The following is a 20233-nucleotide window of genomic DNA, read 5'->3' as shown; positions in this document are numbered from 1 at the left end:
GAGTCTGGGAACGGTGTGTACGGGTCCGGAATGCGGGCGAGGGTCGATCATGCCGGGCCTGCCCGCCACCGGACAAGCCGTTCCGGGTGAACGTACGGAGCCCCGCGCCGGGTTCCGGCGGCCCGGTGCCGGGTTCCGGCGGCCCGCGCCCGGTTCCGGTGGGGGAGCGGCGGCGGGACGGTCCCGGACAAATGTGCGTGGGCGCCGCGCCGATCGACCAGAATGGTCCGGTGCACTACGGCATCCTCGGCACCACCACGGTCCACCACGACGACGGCACCCCGGTTCCACTCGGCGGCGCCCGGCTGCGGGCGCTGCTCGCCGCGCTGGCCCTGCGGCAGGGGCGACCGGTCCCGGCCGACCTCCTGGTGGACGAGGTGTGGGAGGCCGAGCCGCCGCAGGACTCCTCGGCCGCGCTGCAGACCCTGGTCGGCCGGCTGCGCCGGACCATCGGCCGCGACCAGGTCGGCTCCGGCCCCGCCGGGTACTGGCTGACCGACCCGGACACCGACCTCGCCGAGTTCCAGCGGCTGGCCGGAGAGGGGCGAGGCGCCCTGGAGCAGGGCGACCACGTGTCGGCCGCCGAACGGCTGCGGGCGGCCCTGGCGCTCTGGCGCGGCCCGGCCCTCGCCGACCTGCCCGACCGCAGCGGCCCGGCCACCCGGCTGGAGGCGCAGCGCGACGAGGCCCGCCGGCACCGGATCACCGCCGACCTCGGCCTCGGCCGGGCCGCCGAGCTGGTCGCCGAGCTCGCCGAGCTCGCCGAACAGCAGCCGCTGGACGAGCCGGTCCAGTACCTGATGGTGCGGGCGCTGCACGAGAGCGGCCGGACCGCCGAGGCGCTGCGCCACTACGAGCGCACCCGGCGCCTCCTCGCGGACGAGCTCGGTGTCGACCCGGGCCGCCGGCTGCAGTCCCTCTACGCGGAGCTGCTGGCCCCGGCGGACGCGGGTGACCAGCCGGCCCGCGGGCCCGCCGCGGGCGCGGCTCCCGCCTCCGGCGCCGGGAGAGCCGGCTCCGCCGCGGCGCCCGGCTCCGCTCCCGCCGCCGGACCGGTGCCCGAACCGGCGCCGCCGGCCCGCGGCGCGGGCAACCTGCGGGGCCGGCTCACCAGCTTCGTCGGCCGCGAGAGCGACCTCGCCGCCCTGCGCGCGGCGCTGTCGGTCAGCCGGCTGGTCACCCTGACCGGCCCCGGCGGCTCCGGCAAGACCCGCCTCTCGGTCGAGGCCGGCCGCGGCGAACAGGCCACCGGGCACTGGCCGGACGGCGTCTGGCTGGCCGAGCTCGCCCCGGTGGAGCGCCCGGGCGCGGTGCCGGGCGCGGTGGTCTCGGCGCTCGGCCTGCGGGAGACCGTCCTGCACACCACCGGCAGCATGGTCGCGGAGGTGATCGAGCCCCGCGGCGACGACCCGGTGCGCCGGCTCGTCGAGCACTGCGGCCGCCGCCGGATGCTGCTGGTCCTGGACAACTGCGAGCACCTGATCCAGGCCGCCGCCGACCTCGCCGACACCCTGCTCACCGAGTGCCCCGGCCTGACCGTGCTGGCCACCAGCCGCGAGCCGCTCGGCGTGCCCGGCGAGACGGTCCTGCCGGTCGAGCCGCTGCCCGACCCGGTGGCGCTGCGGCTGCTGGCCGAGCGGGCGGCCGCCGCCCGCCCCGGCTTCGACCCGCGGAGCGAGCCGGAGGCCTGCGCCGAGATCTGCCGGCGCCTGGACGGTCTGCCGCTCGCCATCGAACTGGCCGCCGCCCGGCTGCGGGTGATGACGGCCCGGCAGATCGCCGACCGGCTGGACGGCCGGTTCGCGCTGCTCACCGCCGGGAGCCGCACCCTGCTGCCGCGCCAGCAGACGCTGCGCGCGGTGGTCGACTGGAGCTGGGACCTGCTCGGCAAGCGCGAACGCGCGGTGCTGCGCCGGCTCGCGGTGTTCGCCGGCGGCTGGACCCTGGAGGACGCCGAGGCGGTCTGCTCGGACGACACCGAGGTGCCCCGCGAGGAGTTCGCCGACCTGCTGCTGTCGCTGGTCGACAAGTCGCTGCTGGTCGCCGACCTCGGCCGGGACGGCCCGCCGCGCTACCGGATGCTGGAGACCATCCACGAGTACGCGGTCGAGCGGCTCGCCGAGGCGGGGGAGGCGGAGACGACCGAGCGCCGCCACGTCGCCCACTTCCGCGAGCTGGTCCGGGTCGCCGACCTGAGCATCCACGGCCCGGAGCAGCCGTACTGGCTGACCGTGCTGGAGCGGGAGCACGACAACATCCGCGCGGCGCTGCGCCGGGCCGTCGACCTGCGGGACGAGGCCGAGGCGCTGGTCCTGGCCCTGGGCATGAGCTGGTACTGGTCGCTGCGAGGCTTCAGCCTGGAGGCCCGGGGCTGGTACGACGCGGTGCTGGCGCTCGGGCCGGACCCGTTCGCGCCGGGGGCCCCGCCGCCGGCCCCGCTGGAGCTGAGGGTGCTGGAGTACCGGCAGCCGATGCCCGAGGCGGCCGTCGCCGAGGCGCGCCGGGCGATCATCATCTACCGGCTGGTCAGCCTGTTCGAGGCGAACCTGGACGTGCTCGCCGATCCGGTGGCGATCGCCACCGCCCGCCTGATCACCGAGGCCTACACCCCGGACCTGCCGCAGTCCTACCGCTTCCCGGGTCTGATGCGGGTCTTCGGGGCCTTCCTGGTCGGCGAGCTCAGCGGGATGAAGGCGATGCTGGACGAGGCCGTCGAGGGCTGCCGGGTGCACGGCGCGGCCGGCGACCTGGCGTTCATCCTGCAGATCCGGGCCAAGATGATGAACGACTGGCCGGGCGGTGCCGACCAGAGCATCCGGGACGGCGAGGAGTCGCTGGAGCTGTTCCGCCAGTCCGGCGACCGGTGGGGGATGTCCCAGGCGCTGGCCGCGCGCGGCGAGTCGCTGGCCAACCAGGGCCGCTCGGAGGAGGCGGCCGAGGCGTACCGGCGGGCGATCGGGCTGGCCGAGGAGCTGGGAGCGCCGCAGGAGGTGCCGATGCTCCGGGTGCACCTGGGGTCGGCACTGCTGGGCAGCGACCCGGCCGAGGGGGAGCGGCTGATCCGGGAGACGCTGGCCGGGGTCGAGCCGGGGCAGAACCAGGCGGCGAACGGCGCGCTGCTGTTCGGGCGCTTGATGCTCTGCGGCCTCGCCGCCCAGCGGGGCGCCTACGAGGAGGCGCTGGCCGAGCTCGACCAGCTCAGCTGGACCAGGCTCGGCCTGTTCGCCCCGGACGTGATGGGCGGGATGCTGTCCGTCACCCGGGGCGGGATCACCGCCCTCGCCGGGGATCCGGAGCGGGGGCTGGAGCTGGTCCAGGAGGGGCGCCGGCTGCTCCGGGCGGTGCAGGAGCGCGCGACGGGCTTCGTCGAGCAGATGTCGGTGATGCTGGTGCCGTCGGTGATCGGGGTGCTGGACGCGTTCGCCCGGCGCGACGGGGACCGGGCGGTCGCCCGCCGGGCCACGATGCTGCTCGGTGCGCACGCCGGGCTGATCGGGCCGAAGGGCGGCTACCTGGACCGGACGGAGCGGGAGCGTGCGGAGCAGAGCCTGCGCGGGCTGCTCGGTGACGAGGCCTTCGAGGCGGCGCTCGCCGAGGGCAGCGGGCTGTCGGCGACGGAGACCGGCGAGCTGCTCGACCTGGTGAGCGGTTCGCCGGCCGGTCCGGTCGGCTGATCCGACCGACCGGACCGACCGGCTCGATCGGCCGGCCGGCCCGGGGGGTCCGTCCCGTCGCCCCCGGGCCGGCCGGCCCGTTCCGTGGCGCCGACCCGGGGCACTCCCCTCGGGTGTCCCCGGCCGGCGGGTGGCCGCTCGGGCGGCCGTGCGGGTCGCGGCTCAGGCCGCTGCCCGTCGCTCAGGTCCGCTTGCGGAACCGGGCGACCGCGAGCGGTGCGAAGACCGCGGTGATGCCGATCGACCAGGCCAGCACGATGAGCACCGGGTGCGCCACCGCGCCCTCGCCGTTCATCAGGCCCCGGCAGGCGTCGGCCAGGGCCGAGAGCGGGTTCACCTTGGTGAAGGACTGGAGCCAGCCCGGCATGGTGTCGACCGGGGCGAAGATCGAGCTGCCGAACTGCATCGGCATCAGGACCAGCATGGAGACCCCCTGGACGGCCTGGGCGCTGCGCAGCGACATGCCCAGCAGCATCGAGATCCACACGATCGACATGCCGAAGAGCAGCGAGAGCCCGACCGCGGCCAGCGTGGGCAGCAGGCCGCCGTTCAGGTCGAAGCCGATGCAGAGCGAGAAGACGATCATGATGGCGAAGGAGAGCAGCGCGCGGCAGGTCTCCGCGCCGATCTTGGAGAGCAGGACCGAGGCCCGGCCGATCGGCAGGGTGCGGAACCGGTCCATCACCCCGGTCTGGAAGTCGCTGTTCAGCCCGGTGCCGACGGCCATCGCCAGGGTCAGGCCGGTCTGGCCCATCAGACCGGGGATCATGTACTGCTTGTAGGCGTCCTGGTCGCCGGAGACGGCGCCGCCGAAGACGTAGACGAACAGCACGGTGAAGATGATCGGCATCAGCACCGCGTCGAACATCGACTCCGGGTCGGCCTTGATCCGCATCAGGTTGCGGCGGGTCAGCGCGCCGACGTGGCGGAGGTTGGCCCCCAGACCGATCCGGCCGTCCTCGGCCGCCGTCGTCCGGGCGCCCGGGGTCGGGGTGAGCGTGGCGGTGGTCATGCGACGGGCTCCTTGGCGAGGCTGGGGGCGGCGGTGTCCGTGAGGTCCGCGGCGTCCGCGGGCTTGCCGGTGATGGTGAGGAAGACCTCGTCGAGGCTGGGCACCTTGGTGTCGATGCCGGCTATGCCGAAGCCGCGGGTGCCGAGGACGCCGACCACGGCGGTCAGCTGGTCGTCCGAGGTGAGGGGCACCGAGAGCAGGCCGGTGTCGGCGGAGAAGGTGGCCGTCGCGATACCGGTGTCGTGCAGGCAGCGGGCCATCTCGGGGAGCTCGGCCGGGTGCGTCGGGCGGACCTGGAGGGTCTGGCCGCCGACCTTGGCCTTGAGCTCGGCCACGCCGCCGCTGGCGATCACCCGGCCGCGGTCGATGACGGTCAGCTCCTGGGCGAGCTGCTCGGCCTCCTCCATGTACTGGGTGGTGAGCAGCACGGTGGCGCCCTCGGCGACCATCCGCTGCACCTCGTCCCAGACCTCGTTGCGGGTGCGCGGGTCCAGGCCGGTGGTGGGCTCGTCCAGGTAGAGCACCCGGGGGCGGCCGATCATGGAGGCGGCCAGGTCGAGGCGGCGGCGCATGCCGCCGGAGTAGGTCTTGGCGACGCGCTTGGCGGCCTCGGTGAGCGAGAACCGCTCCAGCAGCTCGGTGGCGCGCGCCTTGGCGTCCTTGCGGGAGAGGTCGAGCAGCCGGCCGATCAGGTAGAGGTTCTCGTAGCCGGAGAGCAGCTCGTCGACCGAGGCGTACTGGCCGGTGAGGCCGATCGTGCGGCGCAGCTGCTTGGGCTGGCGCACGACGTCGTAGCCGCCGACGAAGGCGGTGCCGGCGTCGGGCTTGATCAGCGTGGAGAGGACGCGGACCAGCGTGGTCTTGCCGGCGCCGTTCGGGCCGAGCACGCCGAGCACGGTTCCCTCGCGGACGCTGAGGTCGACACCGTCGAGCGCCTTGGTGGCGCCGAAGTGCTTGACGATGCCGCGGACCTCGACGGCATTTCCCGCGGCGGGCCCCCGGTCGTTCGGGGCGGTGGCGATTCGTGTCATGCCCTCAGGCTGCCCGGCCCGGCTGTCAGCCCGCTGTCAGTGCCCGGTCGTCCGCCCGGTCCGCTGTCGGCTCGCTGTCACGCCGCTGTCGGCGCGGCCGGTGCGGGTGTCCGCCGCCGCCGTGTCCGCCGCCGTGGTGCCCGCCGCCGTGGTGCCGTCGGCCGGCCGACGGCACCACGGCGGGGTGCCGCGTCAGTGGAAGGTGTGCTCCGGCGCGGGGAAGGAGCCGCCCCGCACGTCCTCGGCGAACTCGCGGGCGGCCTCGCCGAGCACGGCCCGCAGGTTGGCGTACTGCTTGACGAACTTGGGCACCCGGCCCGCCGTCATGCCGGCCATGTCGGTCCAGACCAGCACCTGGGCGTCGGTGTCCGGGCCCGCGCCGATGCCCACGGTCGGGACGGCGAGCTGCTCGGTGACCTGCGCGGCCAGCTCGGCGGGCACCGCCTCCAGGACCACCGAGAAGGCGCCGGCCTGCTGCACCGCCTTGGCGTCGCGCAGCAGTTGGTGCGCCGCCTCGTCGCCGCGGCCCTGGACCGGGTAGCCGCCGAGCGCGTGCACGGACTGCGGGGTGAGGCCGATGTGCGCCATCACCGGGATGCCGGCCTCGACCAGCAGCTCGATCGCGCGGGCGCTGCGCTCGCCGCCCTCCAGCTTGACCGCGCCGACCCCGGCCTCCTTCATCAGGCGGACCGCGTTGTGCATGGCCTGGGCGGGGGACTCCTGGTACGAGCCGAACGGCAGGTCGGCGACGATCATGGCCCGCTTGGTGCCGCGCACGACGGCGCCGGCCAGCATGACGATCTGGTCCATGGTCACCGGGACGGTGGTCTCGTAGCCGAGGTGGCAGTTGCCGGCGGAGTCGCCGACCAGCAGGACGGGCGTGCCGGCCTCGTCGAAGACGCCTGCGGTGAGGGCGTCGTAGGCGGTCAGCATCGACCACTTCTCGCCGCGCTGCTTGGCGGTGGCGAGGTCGCGGACGGTGACGCGGCGGTTGGCGACCCCACCGTAGAGGGTGGCGGTCGACGCCTGGTTCTGGGCAGGCGAAGGCGAAGAAGCGTTCATCGAACAGGCTCCTGAAGGGTTGTCGTCTCGTGGCGCCGTGCGGCGTCCCCGGATCCCCTCCATGCTTGCACGCCCCGGCGCGGGCGCAAAGAGGCGCGCGTGCCGCACGGTGCGATCCAGGACACACCGGACCGCCGGGAAACCGGGGGCGGACCTTTGCCCGGTCTTTACGAAACGGATTCGTCTCGTATCGAAAAGGGCGCTACGCTGACCGAGGGGGGTTACGAGACGCTCGCGGCTCGGAAATACCCGCCAGTGCCACGTCGTACCACGGACGGGAAGACCAATGACCACCGCAGCCGCGCCACCCCGCGTGCCCGAAGCCATCCACCGCCGGCGCTGGGCGATCCTGAGCACCCTGGTGCTCGCCCTGCTCGTCGTCGTGCTCGACAACTCGATCCTCAACGTCGCGATGAAGACCATCGCGTCGCCGGCGCCCACCGGGATCGGCGCCAGCCAGAGCGACCTGGAATGGTCGATCAACTCGTACACCCTGGTCTTCGCCGGGCTGCTGTTCACCTCCGGCCTGCTCGGCGACCGCTTCGGCCGCAAGCGGGCCCTGGTGGCCGGAATGGCGGTCTTCGGGGTCTCCTCGCTGCTCTCCGCGCTGGCCAGCACGCCGGGCGAACTCATCGGCTACCGCGCGGTGATGGGCGTCGGCGGCGCCCTGGCGATGCCCGCCACGCTGGCCATCGTCATGAACGTCTTCGAGCGTTCCGAGCAGCCCAAGGCGATCGGCATCTGGGCCGGCGCCGTCGGCCTGGCCATAGCCATCGGCCCGATCACCGGCGGCCTGCTGATCGAGCACTTCTGGTGGGGCTCGGTCTTCCTGATCAACGTGCCGATCGTGATCGTCGCCATCATCGCGATGGTGCTGCTCGTCCCCGAGTCCAAGGACCCGAACCCGGGCCGGCTCGACCCGGTCGGCGTGCTGCTCTCCATCATCGGCCTGGTGGCGCTGATCTACGGCATCATCAAGGGCGGCGAGCTGGCCGACTTCACCGCCGTCGAGGCCTGGGGGCCGGTCCTGGTCGGCGTGGTGGCACTGGCCGCCTTCGTGATCTTCGAGAGCCGCACCGCACACCCCGCGCTGGACGTCACCTGGTTCCGCGACAAGGTCTTCAGCGCCTCGGTGGTCGTCGTCGGCGTGGTCTTCTTCGCCCTGATGGGCGTCTCCTTCTTCGGCGTCTTCTACATCCAGAGCGTGCGCGACTACAGCGCCCTGCAGGCCGGTCTGCTGATGCTGCCGCTGGCCGTCGCCCAGCTGCTGTTCGCCCCGCGGGCCCGGCTCGTCGTCGACCGGTTCGGCGTCCGCGCCACCTGCTCCGGGGGCATGGCCCTGATGGCGGCCGGCTTTCTCGGCTACCTGCTGCTGGGGGCCACCACCCCGATCTGGGTGCTGATCGTGCTCGGCCTGCTGATGGGCACCGGCATGGCCCACGTCATGCCGCCGGTCACCGTCGCGATCATGGGCTCGCTGCCGCGCGAGAAGGCCGGGGCCGGCTCGGCGGTCAACAACACCTTCCGCCAGGTCGGCGGCTCGCTCGGAGTCGCGGTGCTCGGCGCGGTGCTCTCCACCGTCTACCGCGACGGCATGTCCGACCAGCTGGCGCAGCTGCCCACCGAGGAGCTGCGGGCCAAGGCGGGCGAGTCGCTGGAGGCCACCCTGGCCGTCGCCGGGAGGCTCGGGGAGCAGGGCCGGGCCCTGGTCGGCCCGGCCGACGACGCCTTCATCCACGCCATGCACGTGGTGGCCGGGCTCTCCGCCGGGATCATAGCCGTCGGGGCCCTGCTGGCCTGGTTCCTGCTGCCCGGCCGGGTGCCGGCCGGCGGTCCGGGAGCCCCCGGCGCGCCGGGCGGTCCGGGCGGTCCGGGCGGTCCGGGCGCCGCGGCGGCCGACGGGAAGCAGCTCCCCGCCCAGGGCGGTCCGGACCGGAAGGCCGCGGCCGCGGGCGCCTGAGCGGACCGGTGGACGGCTGACCTGCAACACCGCTGAGCGACAATGGGGGCCCTGCCCGTTCCGGTCCGTCCGGGACGGCGGGGCCGCCGTCCGTGCCGGGCCCGCACCCGTTCCGGCCGCGGGCGGGAGAATCGGGAGTGGAACGACGTCGTGCGTCCGCGAGGAGCCAGGGAGAAGACCGGGATGAAGACGGACCCGACGGCCGCGCCGACCTTCGCCGGCCCGCGCCGCGGCCGGCCCCGCAGCGAGGCCGCCGAACAGGCCATCTTCGCCGCGGTCGAGGAGCTGATGGCAGCGGGCACCAGCCTGTCCGAGCTGACCATCGAGGGCATCGCCACCGCCGCCGGCGTCGGCAAGGCCACCATCTACCGGCGCTGGCCCAACAAGGAGGCCCTGCTGGTCGACATGCTCCACCGGATGGAGACGCCCGTCCCCGAGCCGACCGGCGGCTCCGCCCGCGACGACCTGGTCGCGATGGTCGAGTACATGCGGATGCGCGGCCTGGCCAAGCGGTCCCGCTGGGTGCTCAAGGTCGCGCTCGGCCAGATGCAGAGCTGGCCGGAGCTGCACGCCGCGTACCGCGAACGGGTGATCGGCCCGCGCCGGCAGATGGCCCGGCAGGTGGTCCGGCGGGGCATCGCCGAGGGCCTGCTCCGCGCCGACCTTGAGGAGGAACTGCTCGGCGACATGCTGCTCGGCCCGATCCTCGCCCGCAGCATCCTCTGGGACGACTCCGACCTGGAGGACCCGGACCTGGCGGTCCGGATGGTCGACTCGCTGCTGGACGGCCTCGGCGGACCGGCGCACCGGGCCGGCGGCGCCTGAGCGGCGGGCGGCACCGGACGGGCGGCGCCCGCGCGGTGCCGCCCGTCCGGTCCGGCCCGCCCGGCCCGTCGGGTGCCGCGGGCGGCCGTCCGCCCGGGGCCCGGCACCCGTGCGCGCCGGTCGACGTGGCCTGGCTCACCAAACCCGGCCGCGCCGGAACCCCGGTCCACCGACCGGACGTCTGTCCCGGCATAGGCTGAGCCGGGAATCCGACCAAACCGGCACCAGTCCGGCACGTCCTCCGTCACCGGGCGGGGGCCGGCATCGGACCGGACAGACGGCGCGAACGACGGGAGCCACGGTATGGCGCAGGCGGACAGGACGGATCTCATGGCGGCGGCGGAGGCCGGTGACCAGGGGACCGCCCGGCGCCCGGCGCCCGGCTTCCTCGCCCTGCGCGGCTGGGGCCGGGACGCCCGGGGGAGCGACACCTGGCGGCGCGGCCTGGTGATCGCCGTACTGGCCCTGCTGACCGCCGCCCTGCTGGTCCTCCACGCCGAGGTGCCGAACAGCGTCGGCAACCTGGGCAGCCTGCTGGAGACCTTCCTGCCCTGGCTCGGCCTGGCCGTGCCGGTCCTGCTCGTCCCCGCCCTGCTGCGCCGCTCCGCCACCGCGCTGATCGCCCTGCTGCTGCCGGTGGCGATCTGGTCCAACCTCTTCGGCGGCCTGCTCACCGACAAGAGCGGCGGCGCCGGCGACTGGACGGTGGTCAGCCACAACGTGGCCGCCGGGAACACCGACCTGCCGGGCACCGTGCGGCTGCTGAAGGAGTCCGGCGCGCAGATCGTCGCGCTCCAGGAGCTGGAGTCGAAGGCCCGGCGTACCTTCGAGACCGGGCTCGCCGACACCTACCCGTACCACGCGGTGGAGGGCACCGTCGGCCTGTGGTCGAAGTACCCGATCGGCGAGGTCGACGTGGTCGACATCAAGATGGGCTGGACCAGGGCGTTCCGTGCCCAGGTCACCACCCCGCAGGGCCCGGTCGGGGTGTACGTGGCCCACCTGCCGTCGGTCCGGCTCAGGGCCGAGGGCGGCTTCACCGTCAACCAGCGGGACGCCAGCGCCCAGGCCCTCGGCGACGCCATCCAGGCGGACCGGCTGAAGAAGGTCCTGCTGCTCGGCGACCTCAACGGCACCATGAACGACCGCAGTCTGGCCCCGATCACCTCGCAGATGCGCTCGGCCCAGGGCGCGGCCGGCGACGGCTTCGGCTTCAGCTGGCCGGCGTCCTTCCCGATGGCCCGGATCGACCAGATCATGAGCAAGGGCGGCCTGAAGCCCACCGACTCCCGCACCCTGGACCGGGACGGCAGCGACCACCTCGCGGTGGCCGCCACCTACCGCTACCAGTGACCGGGACCTTGTCCCGGCCGGGGGCCCGGCCGAGGCCCGACCGGGGCCGGGGGCCGCTCGCCGGTCCGGCCCCCGGCCGGTGCCGGGTCAGCCGCGCCGCCACCGGTTGGTGATCGGGAGGCGGCGGTCCCGGCCGAAGCCCTTCACCGAGATCTTCGGACCCGGCGGGTACTGCCGGCGCTTGTACTCGGCGGTGTCGACCAGCCGGACCACCCGGTCGACCACCGCCGGGTCGAAGCCGGCCGCCACGATCGCGTCCCGGCCCTGGTCGCCCTCCACGTAGAGGTCGAGCACGGCGTCCAGCAGGTCGTAGTCGGGCAGCGAGTCGGTGTCCTTCTGGTCCGGTCGCAGCTCGGCGGACGGCGGCTTGGTGAGGGTGTTCTCCGGGATCGGGGGCACCTCCCCGCGCCGCTCGGCCTCCTCGTTGCGCCAGGCGGCCAGCCGGAAGACCAGCGACTTGTAGACGTCCTTGATCGGGCCGTACGCGCCCACCGAGTCGCCGTAGAGCGTGGAGTAGCCGACCGCCAGCTCGCTCTTGTTGCCGGGCGCGAGCACCAGGTGCCCCTCCTGGTTGGAGATCGCCATCAGCAGCGTGCCGCGCAGCCGGGACTGCAGGTTCTCCTCGGCCAGCCCGGTCAGCTCGGTGGCCGCCAGGTAGGCGTCGAACATCGGGGTGATCGGGACCGTCCGGAACTCCAGCCCGGTGCGGCGGGCCAGTTCGGCCGCGTCGTCGCGGGAGTGCTGCGAGGAGTAGCGGCTGGGCATCGAGACGCAGTGCACGTTCCCGGCGCCGACCGCGTCCACCGCGACGGCGGCCACCACCGCCGAGTCGATGCCGCCGGACAGGCCGAGCAGCACCGAGCGGAAGCCGTTCTTGTGCACGTACGCCCGGGTGCCGGCGACCAGCGCCGACCAGATCTCGGCCTCGTCGCTCGACCGGGGCGCGACCCCGGCCCGGGCCCGCTCGGCCGGTGCGGCCCCGGGCTCCCCGCCCAGCTCGGTGCGGACCAGGCGCAGGCCGTCGGCGAGCAGCAGCCCGTCGGTGTGGTCGCTGCTGGCGGCCGGCAGGTCGAGGTCGAGCACCACCAGGTGCTCCTCGAACTGCGGCGCACGGGCCAGCACCCCGCCGTCCGGGCCGACCACGATCGAGTCGCCGTCGAAGACCAGCTCGTCCTGGCCGCCGACCATGTTGACGTACGCGAGCGCGCACCCGGCCTCGGCGGCCCGGCGCCGGACCAGCTCCAGCCGGGTGTCGTCCTTGTTCCGCTCGTACGGCGAGCCGTTGAGCACCAGCAGCAGGCCGGCCTCGGCCTCGCGGGCGGCGGTCACCCGGCCGCCGTCCTGCCAGATGTCCTCGCAGATCGCCAGGGCGACGTCCACCCCGTGCAGCCGCAGCACCGGCAGCTGGTCGCCGGGGACGAACCAGCGGTACTCGTCGAACACGCCGTAGTTCGGCAGGTGGTGCTTGGCGAACCGGGTGACCACCCCGCCCCGGTGCAGCACCGCCGCGCAGTTCTGCGGCGAGCCGGCGGGCCGCCCGAACCGGGGCGAGGCCTGCTCGGAGCGCCCGAGGTACCCCACCACCACCGGCACCTCGCCGAGCCCCTCCGCGGCGAGCCGCCCGGCCAGCTCCACCAGTCCGGACCGGGACGCCTCCACGAAGGAGCGGCGCAGGGCGAGGTCCTCGACCGGGTACCCGGTGAGGGCCATCTCGGGGAACGCCACCAGCTGGGCACCGGCCTCGACGGCCTGCCTGGTCCAGTGCGCCACCTCATCGCCGTTGCGTGCGATGTCACCGACCCACGGGTCGGTCTGGCAGAGGGCGAGACGGAGATTGGGCATGGTCCCGAGTCTAATCGTCGATCTGACGAAATGTCGCGGCCGGGGTGGCCACTGCCCTCCGCCGTGGTGATCCGCCATGATGGGGGCAGTCGCTGTCGGGGTGGTTTCCGGGCGTAACACGAACGTAAAGAGCAGAGGTGAGACTGTCCCCATGGGCAAGCAGCAGGAGTTCGTGCTTCGGACGCTCGAAGAGCGTGACATCCGGTTCGTCCGGCTGTGGTTCACCGACGTGCTGGGGTTCCTGAAGTCGGTGGCGGTGGCCCCGGCCGAACTGGAGCAGGCGTTCGAGGAGGGCATCGGCTTCGACGGCTCGGCGATCGAGGGGTTCGCCCGGGTCTACGAGTCGGACATGATCGCCAAGCCGGACCCGACCACCTTCCAGATCCTGCCGTGGCGCTCGGAGACGCCCGGTACGGCCCGGATGTTCTGCGACATCCTGATGCCCGACGGCTCGCCGTCCTTCGCCGACCCGCGGTTCGTCCTGAAGCGGACCCTGGAGAAGGCCTCCGCCCAGGGCTTCACCTTCTACACCCACCCCGAGATCGAGTTCTTCCTGCTGAAGAACCTCCCCGGCGACGGCACCGCGCCGATCCCCGCCGACCAGTCCGGCTACTTCGACCACACCCCGCGCGGGGTGGGCCACGACTTCCGCCGCCAGGCGATCACCATGCTGGAGTCGATGGGCATCTCGGTGGAGTTCTCGCACCACGAGGGCGCGCCCGGCCAGCAGGAGATCGACCTGCGGTACGCCGACGCGCTCTCCACCGCCGACAACATCATGACCTTCCGGCTGGTGATGAAGGAGGTCGCGCTGGAGCAGGGCGTGCACGCCAGCTTCATGCCGAAGCCCTTCTCCGACCACCCGGGCTCGGGCATGCACACCCACCTCTCGCTGTTCGAGGGCGACCGCAACGCCTTCCACGAGTCCGGTGCGGAGTACCAGCTCTCCAAGGTCGGCCGCTCCTTCATCGCCGGCCTGCTGAAGCACGCCGCCGAGACGGCCGCCGTCACCAACCAGTGGGTGAACTCCTACAAGCGGATCTGGGGCGGCTCGCAGCGCACCGCCGGCGCCGGCGGCGAGGCCCCCTCCTACATCTGCTGGGGTCACAACAACCGCTCCGCGCTGATCCGCGTCCCGATGTACAAGCCCGGCAAGCAGGGCTCCACCCGGGTCGAGGTGCGCTCGCTGGACACCGGCTGCAACCCGTACCTCGCGTACGCGGTCACCCTGGCCGCAGGCCTCAAGGGCATCGAGGAGGGCTACGAGCTCCCGCCCGGCGCCGACGACGACGTCTGGGCGCTCACCGACGCCGAGCGCCGCGCCCTCGGCATCCAGCCGATGCCGCAGAACCTCGGCGAGGCCATCGACCTGATGCAGCGCAGCGAACTCGTCGCCGAGACCCTGGGCGAGCACGTGTTCGACTTCTTCCTCCGCAACAAGCGCCAGGAGTGGGAGGAGTACCGCTCCGAGGTCACCCCCTTCGAGCTGCGGAAGAACCTCCAGGTGCTCTGAGTCTGACGCCGAGTCAAGTATCTCCGGGCCCGCTGTCGTTCGAATGGACGACGGCGGGCCCGCCGTTCGGGTTGCGGCGGACCCTGATGGCGGAATGTGATGAGAGTGTGACGGTGGGTTGTGATCCGATAAGCGTGATCAACCCCTCCCACCTGAAGAGGACCTCATGCCCTCCTCCATCGTCAGCCGCGCCGCCGCCTCCCGCCTGTTCGCCCGTCGGATCGGGATCGCGGGGGTGGCCGTCGCCGCCGTCGCGGGACAGCTGCTGTCCGGCCCGGTCGCCGACGCCCGCGGGTCGGGCCCGAAGGGGCCGGAGCTGCGCGCCGACACCATCTCCTCGAACCCGCTGCCCTTCACCACCCGGTTCCAGGGAGACTTCCACGGGTCGGTCACCCGGATCAGCAACTCGCTGATGACCTGTGACGAGAGCCAGCCCCCGGTCGACCCCGCCCAGCCGCCGTGCGAGCAGGCCCGCACCGGGGCGGGCAGCCGGCCGATCAACAACAACTACCAGATGAAGTACATCAACATCGACCCCGGTTCGGTCGGCCCGCTGGGCGACCCGATCTACTCGGCCAGCTCCGCCGACCTCGGCCTGCTGGAGGGCTCCCAGATCAAGTACGCCCGGCTGTACTGGGGCGGCACCCGGGGCATCGGCGACACGGTGCTGCCGGAGAGCCGGATCGACGAGATCTACCTGAAGCTCCCGGGCGACAGCCAGTACACCAACATCGCCAACGACCAGCCCTCCATCGGCTACATCACCACCACCGAGGAGAGCAGCTACCAGGCCTCCGCCGACATCACCGACCTGGTCAAGCAGCACGGCAACGGCACCTACACCGCGGCCAACATGGACTCCGTGGTCAAGCCGCACAGCTGGGGCGGCTGGACGATCGTGGTCGCGTACGAGAACCCGTGCAAGCCGCTGCGCCACATCCACCTGTGGGACGGCTTCCAGGTCGAGCTGCCGGACAGCCCGCCGCGCGAGTTCGACCTCACCGGGCTGCAGACCCCGGCCACCGGGCCGGTCGCGGGCAAGCTCGGCTTCGTGGTCTACGACGGCGACCTGAAGTGGACCGGCGACACCCTCGCCATGAAGTCCACCAACGGCCCGCTGACGCCCTTCCAGGACGTGAACCACCCGGTCGACGACTCGTTCAACTCCACCATCGAGGAGCTGACCCCGGCCGACCAGTTCGCGCGGAACCCGTACAACCGCAACAACTTCGGCTACGACTCCAACCGCTGGGACATCTCGCCCTACCTGCGCAACGGGGACACCGACATCTCCATCAAGTTCGACACCGACAAGGACGGCTACGACCTGGGCGTCTTCTACGCCTACGTGAACCTGGACGGCTCGCTGGAGGGCTGATCCCGCGTCACCGGCGAGCTCCGCTGCCGCACCACCCGCACCGGGTGGTGCGGCAGCGGCGTTCCGCCGTGGCGCGCCGCGCCGCGCAGCAGGCGCTCGCAGGGGCGCTCCACCCCGTGGTACAGCGCGGCCGCGGCGAGCAGCGAGGCGCCGGCCAGCAGCAGCCAGACGGCGGCCGTCGCCGCCACCGCCCCGGGGGCGGGCCGGCCGGCGGCGGCGAGCCAGCAGCGGATGCCGATCTCGTGCACCAGGTACCAGGCGTACGACCACTCGCCGAGCCGGACCGCCGTCCGCCCGGCCAGCAGCCGCGGCCCGCCGGACGGACCCAGGTCCCGCTGCGCGGCGGCCACCAGCAGGGCGGCGAACAGCGGGGCCGGGAAGAGCTGCGCGGCGCTGTACGGCCCCCACCAGACGGAGTCCGGCGCGGCCGCGTGCCACGGCACCAGCAGCAGGTGCCAGCCGGCCACCGCCGCGGCGGCCGGAGCGAGCCGGAGGCGGGGGAGCGGCGCGTGCCGGACGGCCAGTCCGGCGACCACGCCGAGGACGAACTGCGGGGTGCGGGTGAGCGGCAGGTAGTCGAGCAGCCAGCCGCGGACCGCCGGGTCGGCCGGCAGCAGCGGTCCGGCCAGCCAGAGCGCCGGGCCGGCCGTCGCGCAGAGCACCGCGAGCGGTGCCCAGAGCCTGCGGCGTCCGGCCAGCGCCCGCAGCAGGAAGGGGAAGAGCAGGTAGAACCAGGCCTCGGCGCCCAGCGACCAGGCGGCCGGGTTGCCGCCGAAGACCGTGCCCGGGGCCCAGGTGTGCAGCAGCGGCAGCGACCAGAGCACCGCCGCGAGGGGGAGGGCCGCGCCCAGGGCGGTCCCCGCGGCGAGCGAGAGCGCGGTGGTGAGCGCGTGCAGCGGCCAGATCCGGGCGAAGCGGCGGCGGGCGAAGCGCCGGAGGGTGGTCGGCACCCCGTCGTACGTCCAGGCGAGGACGAAGCCGGAGAGGACGAAGAAGAAGGTCACCCCGCTCCGGCCGTACCAGCCCAGCGGGCCCAGCACCGGCAGCTCGCCGACCTTGCGGGCCAGGTGGTAGACGACGACCAGCAGCGCGGCCCAGAACCGGAGCCCGGTGAGGGAGGGCAGGCGGGTGGGCATCGGGGCTCCGGGGGACGGGAGACGGGGGAGAGGGAGGGGGACGGGGGAGGGGCGGGCGGGAACGGACCGGCCCCGGTTCCAACGAGCCGGGGCCGGTCGGGGACACGCGTCCGGAGCGGGGTCGGTGCAGGAGGCCGATGCCCTGGTCGAACCGCACCGTGCCCTTGGCGAAGGCGTCGTCCACCTCGGCGTGCAACCGTGGCCGCGGCCCGCCCGGGGAGCACGCCGCCGCCCGTGCGGTGCGGCCCGTGCGGTGCGGCCCGCGCCGTGCCGTCGCGCGCCGGTGGCGGCGCGGCCGCGTACGCTGCTGGGGCGGGCCCGCCCCTGGCCGGGCGGACCGGAAGCGGGCCGGAAGCCGGAGGGGCGATGGCGGTGGAGGAACAGCGGGCCGGGAGCCGGGTCAGCCGACCGGAGATCAGGCTGGTCAGACGCGGGTTCACCGACCCCGCACGGGCGGTGCGGCTGCTCGCCGACCCCGCCCTGGAGGGGCTGGCCGGGGACCCGGTGCTGCTGGACGCGCTCGGCGCCACCGCCGACCCGGACCTCGCCCTGCTCGGGCTGGCCCGGCTGCTGGAGGCCGCCGAGGAGTCCGACCGGCACACCCTGCGCGACACCCTGACCACCAGCAAGCCGCTGCGCGACCGGCTGCTCGGGGTGCTCGGCGCGTCCACCGCGCTCGCCGACCACCTGGCCCGGCACCCGCACGACTGGCACGTCCTGGTCACCTTCGAGCTGCGCGACATGCACCCCGGGCCGGAGGACTTCCTCCGCGCGCTCCGCCAGGGCGTCTGGGAGCAGGACGCGGGCGCCCGCGGCCGGGCCGACGCGCTGCGGATCGCCTACCGTCGCTGCCTGCTGGCCATCGCCGCCCGCGACCTCACCGGCACCACCGACCTCGCCCAGACCGCCGCCGAGCTCGCCGACCTGGCCGGCGCGACCCTGCAGACCGCCCTCGACATCGCCGCCGAGCAGGACCCGGACGCCGACGCGGCCTGCCGGCTCGCCGTCATCGGCATGGGCAAGTGCGGCGGGCGCGAACTCAACTACGTCTCCGACGTGGACGTCATCTACGTCGCTGAGCCGCGCGAGGGCGTCGACGAGCACGAGGCGGTCAAGGCCGCCACCAGGCTCGCCGCCGCACTCACCCGGCTCTGCGCCGACACCACCGGTGAGGGCACCATCTGGCCGGTCGACGCCAACCTGCGCCCCGAGGGCCGCAACGGCCCGCTGGTCCGCACCCTGGCCAGCCACCTCGCGTACTACCAGCGCTGGGCCAAGACCTGGGAGTTCCAGGCGCTGCTGAAGGCCCGCCCGGTGGCCGGGGACGCCGACCTCGGCGAGGCGTACACGGCGGCACTGGCCCCGATGGTCTGGCAGGCCGCCGCCCGGGAGAACTTCGTCACCGACGTCCAGCAGATGCGCCGCCGGGTGATCGAGTCGATCCCCGCCCCCGAGCTGGACCGCCAGCTCAAGCTCGGCCCGGGCGGACTGCGCGACGTCGAGTTCTCCGTCCAGCTGCTCCAGCTGGTGCACGGCCGCACCGACCCGGCGCTGCGCAGCGGCAACACCCTGGAGGCGCTGGCCGCGCTCTCCCGGGGCGGGTACGTGGGCCGGGCGGACGCCTCCTCGCTGGACGCCGCCTACCGGTTCCTGCGCTCGCTGGAGCACCGGATCCAGCTGCACCGGCTGCGCCGCACCCACCTGATGCCCACCGGCGAGGAGGACCTGCGCCGGCTGGCCCGCTCGCTCGCCCCGCTGATCAACGGCGACACCCGGGCCGATCCGGTCGCGGCCCTCCAGCGGGACTGGAAGCGGCACGCCGTCGAGGTGCGGCGGCTGCACGAGAAGCTGTTCTACCGTCCGCTGCTGGACGCCGTCGCCGAACTGCCGCCCGGCGCGGCCGGACTCACCGCGGACGCGGCCCGGGCCCGGCTGGAGGCGCTCGGGTACGCGGACCCGGCCGCCGCCCTGCGGCACCTCTCGGCGCTCGCCTCCGGGGTCAGCCGCAAGGCGGCCATCCAGCGGACCCTGCTGCCGGTGCTGCTCGGCTGGTTCGCCGACTCCGCCGACCCGGACGCCGGACTGCTCAACTTCCGGCAGGTCTCCGACGCGCTCGGCCGCACCCCCTGGTACCTGCGGCTGCTGCGCGACGAGAGCGCCGCCGCCGAGCAGCTGGCCAGGGTCCTGTCGGCCGGGCGGCTCGCCCCCGACCTGCTGCTGCGCGCCCCCGAGGCGGTCGCCATGCTCGGCGACCCGCAGGGGCTGGTGCCGCGCGGCCGGACCGCGCTGGAGCAGGAGGTGCTGGCCGCCGTGGGCCGGGCCGACTCCACCGCCGCCGCGGTGGCCGCGGTCCGCTCGGTGCGCCGCCGGGAGCTGTTCCGCACCGCCGCCGCGGACGTGCTCGGGCGCCTCGGCGACGACCCGGCCGAGGCGCTGGACGCCGCCGGGGAGGCGCTCACCGCGCTGAACGCCGCCACCCTGCAGGGTGCGCTGCGCGCCTGCGTGGCCGGCTGGGAGGCCCGGAACGGGGCGCTGCCGACCAGGATCGCGGTGATCGCGATGGGCCGGTTCGGCGGGCGCGAGCTCGGCTACGGCTCCGACGCGGACGTGCTCTTCGTCCACGAGCCGCTGCTCGGGTCGCTGGAGCAGGACGCGGCCCGGGCCGCCCAGGCGGTCTGCCACGAGCTGCGCTCGCTGCTGGCCGCGCCGTCCACCGAGCCGCCGCTGGAGGTCGACGCGGACCTGCGGCCGGAGGGGCGCAACGGCCCGCTGGTGCGCAGCCTCGCCTCGTACGCGGCGTACTACCGGCGCTGGTCGCACGCCTGGGAGAGCCAGGCGCTGCTGCGGGCCGATCCGGTGGCCGGGGACGCGGCGCTGGGGGAGCGGTTCCGGCAGTTGGTCGACCCGCTGCGCTACCCCGGCGCCGGGGTGCCGGAGCGGGACCTGGTGGAGATCCGCCGGATCAAGGCCCGGATCGAGGCGGAGCGGCTGCCGCGCGGCGCCGACCCGACCACCCACACCAAGATCGGCCGGGGCGGGCTGGCCGACGTCGAGTGGACCGTGCAGCTGCTCCAGCTCCGGCACGGGCACGAGCTGCCGGGGCTGCGCACCACCCGGACCAGGGCGGCGCTGGCTGCGGCGGTGGCGGCGGGGCTGGTCGACGAAGGGGACGCGGAGGTGCTGGACGCCGCCTGGGTGCTGGCCTCCCGGGTGCGGTCGGCGGTGATGCTGGTCCGCGGGCGACCGGGGGACTCGTTCCCCGCGGACGCCCGGGAGCTGGCCGGAGTGGCCCGCTACCTGGGGTACGGCGCCGGGCACAGCGGGGAGCTGGTGGACGACTACCGGCGGACCACGCGGCGGGCCAGGGCGGTGGTGGAGCGGCTGTTCTACGGGTGAGCCCCCGGGCCCCGGGCCGGGCGAGCTCCCGGCCCCGGTCCGGCCTCCGGC

General features: G+C 74.3%; 12 protein-coding genes. 7 read left to right on the top strand and 5 right to left on the bottom strand.

The window, feature by feature from the left end:
• Positions 1 to 230: 230 nt before the first annotated feature.
• Complete coding sequence (locus tag OG550_RS10905; protein ID WP_327676500.1) at positions 231 to 3674, top strand: AfsR/SARP family transcriptional regulator; 3444 nt, start codon at positions 231 to 233, stop codon at positions 3672 to 3674.
• 181 nt (positions 3675 to 3855) lie between these two features.
• Here the strand turns inward: OG550_RS10905 and OG550_RS10900 are convergent, their stop codons facing one another.
• The 3 genes from OG550_RS10900 to panB form a co-directional block, all read right to left on the bottom strand.
• The gene (locus OG550_RS10900; protein WP_327676499.1) at positions 3856 to 4686 is read right to left on the bottom strand and encodes an ABC transporter permease; all 831 of its coding nucleotides are present in this window, start codon (positions 4684 to 4686) and stop codon (positions 3856 to 3858) included.
• A complete protein-coding gene (locus tag OG550_RS10895; protein WP_327676498.1) occupies positions 4683 to 5717 on the bottom strand; it encodes an ATP-binding cassette domain-containing protein in 1035 nt (344 codons plus the stop codon). Before OG550_RS10895 ends, OG550_RS10900 begins: the two co-directional genes overlap by 4 nt.
• Before the next feature lie 192 nt (positions 5718 to 5909).
• Positions 5910 to 6779, bottom strand: coding sequence for a 3-methyl-2-oxobutanoate hydroxymethyltransferase (gene panB / locus OG550_RS10890; RefSeq protein ID WP_327676497.1), 870 nt, complete (start codon positions 6777 to 6779; stop codon positions 5910 to 5912).
• 286 nt (positions 6780 to 7065) lie between these two features.
• On the opposite strand from panB, the gene OG550_RS10885 reads away from it, so the two are divergent.
• The 3 genes from OG550_RS10885 to OG550_RS10875 all read left to right on the top strand — a co-directional run bounded on the left by OG550_RS10885 (position 7066) and on the right by OG550_RS10875 (position 10917).
• Positions 7066 to 8739 carry an MFS transporter gene (locus OG550_RS10885; protein WP_327676496.1) on the top strand — a complete coding sequence of 558 codons (1674 nt, stop codon included), beginning with the start codon at positions 7066 to 7068 and terminating at the stop codon, positions 8737 to 8739.
• A gap of 183 nt (positions 8740 to 8922) precedes the next feature.
• On the top strand, positions 8923 to 9564 hold the full coding sequence (locus tag OG550_RS10880) for a TetR/AcrR family transcriptional regulator (protein ID WP_327676495.1): 642 nt from the start codon (positions 8923 to 8925) through the stop codon (positions 9562 to 9564).
• 303 nt (positions 9565 to 9867) lie between these two features.
• On the top strand, positions 9868 to 10917 hold the full coding sequence (locus OG550_RS10875; protein WP_327676494.1) for an endonuclease/exonuclease/phosphatase family protein: 1050 nt from the start codon (positions 9868 to 9870) through the stop codon (positions 10915 to 10917).
• A gap of 87 nt (positions 10918 to 11004) precedes the next feature.
• On the opposite strand, the gene OG550_RS10870 is transcribed toward OG550_RS10875, so the two are convergent.
• Positions 11005 to 12759 (bottom strand): NAD+ synthase, encoded by a 1755-nt coding sequence (locus tag OG550_RS10870; protein WP_327676493.1) that lies wholly within the window; start codon positions 12757 to 12759, stop codon positions 11005 to 11007.
• A gap of 151 nt (positions 12760 to 12910) precedes the next feature.
• Here OG550_RS10870 and glnA point away from each other — a divergent pair, with 151 nt between their 5' ends.
• The gene (gene glnA, locus OG550_RS10865) at positions 12911 to 14272 is read left to right on the top strand and encodes a type I glutamate--ammonia ligase (RefSeq protein ID WP_327676492.1); all 1362 of its coding nucleotides are present in this window, start codon (positions 12911 to 12913) and stop codon (positions 14270 to 14272) included.
• A 166-nt stretch (positions 14273 to 14438) separates the two neighbouring features.
• Complete coding sequence (locus OG550_RS10860) at positions 14439 to 15650, top strand: hypothetical protein (RefSeq protein WP_327676491.1); 1212 nt, start codon at positions 14439 to 14441, stop codon at positions 15648 to 15650.
• Here the strand turns inward: OG550_RS10860 and OG550_RS10855 are convergent.
• The gene (locus OG550_RS10855) at positions 15617 to 16786 is read right to left on the bottom strand and encodes an acyltransferase family protein (RefSeq protein ID WP_327676490.1); all 1170 of its coding nucleotides are present in this window, start codon (positions 16784 to 16786) and stop codon (positions 15617 to 15619) included. The two genes, OG550_RS10860 and OG550_RS10855, sit on opposite strands and share 34 nt — an antisense overlap.
• 366 nt (positions 16787 to 17152) lie before the next feature.
• Between OG550_RS10855 and OG550_RS10850 the strand changes: the two genes are divergently transcribed.
• Positions 17153 to 20182: a bifunctional [glutamine synthetase] adenylyltransferase/[glutamine synthetase]-adenylyl-L-tyrosine phosphorylase gene (locus OG550_RS10850; protein ID WP_327676489.1), complete on the top strand. Its 3030-nt coding sequence runs from the start codon at positions 17153 to 17155 to the stop codon at positions 20180 to 20182.
• The last annotated feature ends 51 nt before the right edge of the window (positions 20183 to 20233 follow it).

The sequence above is a fragment of the Kitasatospora sp. NBC_00458 genome (assembly GCF_036013975.1).
Classification (GTDB): Bacteria; Actinomycetota; Actinomycetes; order Streptomycetales; family Streptomycetaceae; genus Kitasatospora.
Note: the sequence above shows the minus strand (reverse complement) of the source record. Positions and strands in the feature narration are given on the sequence as shown.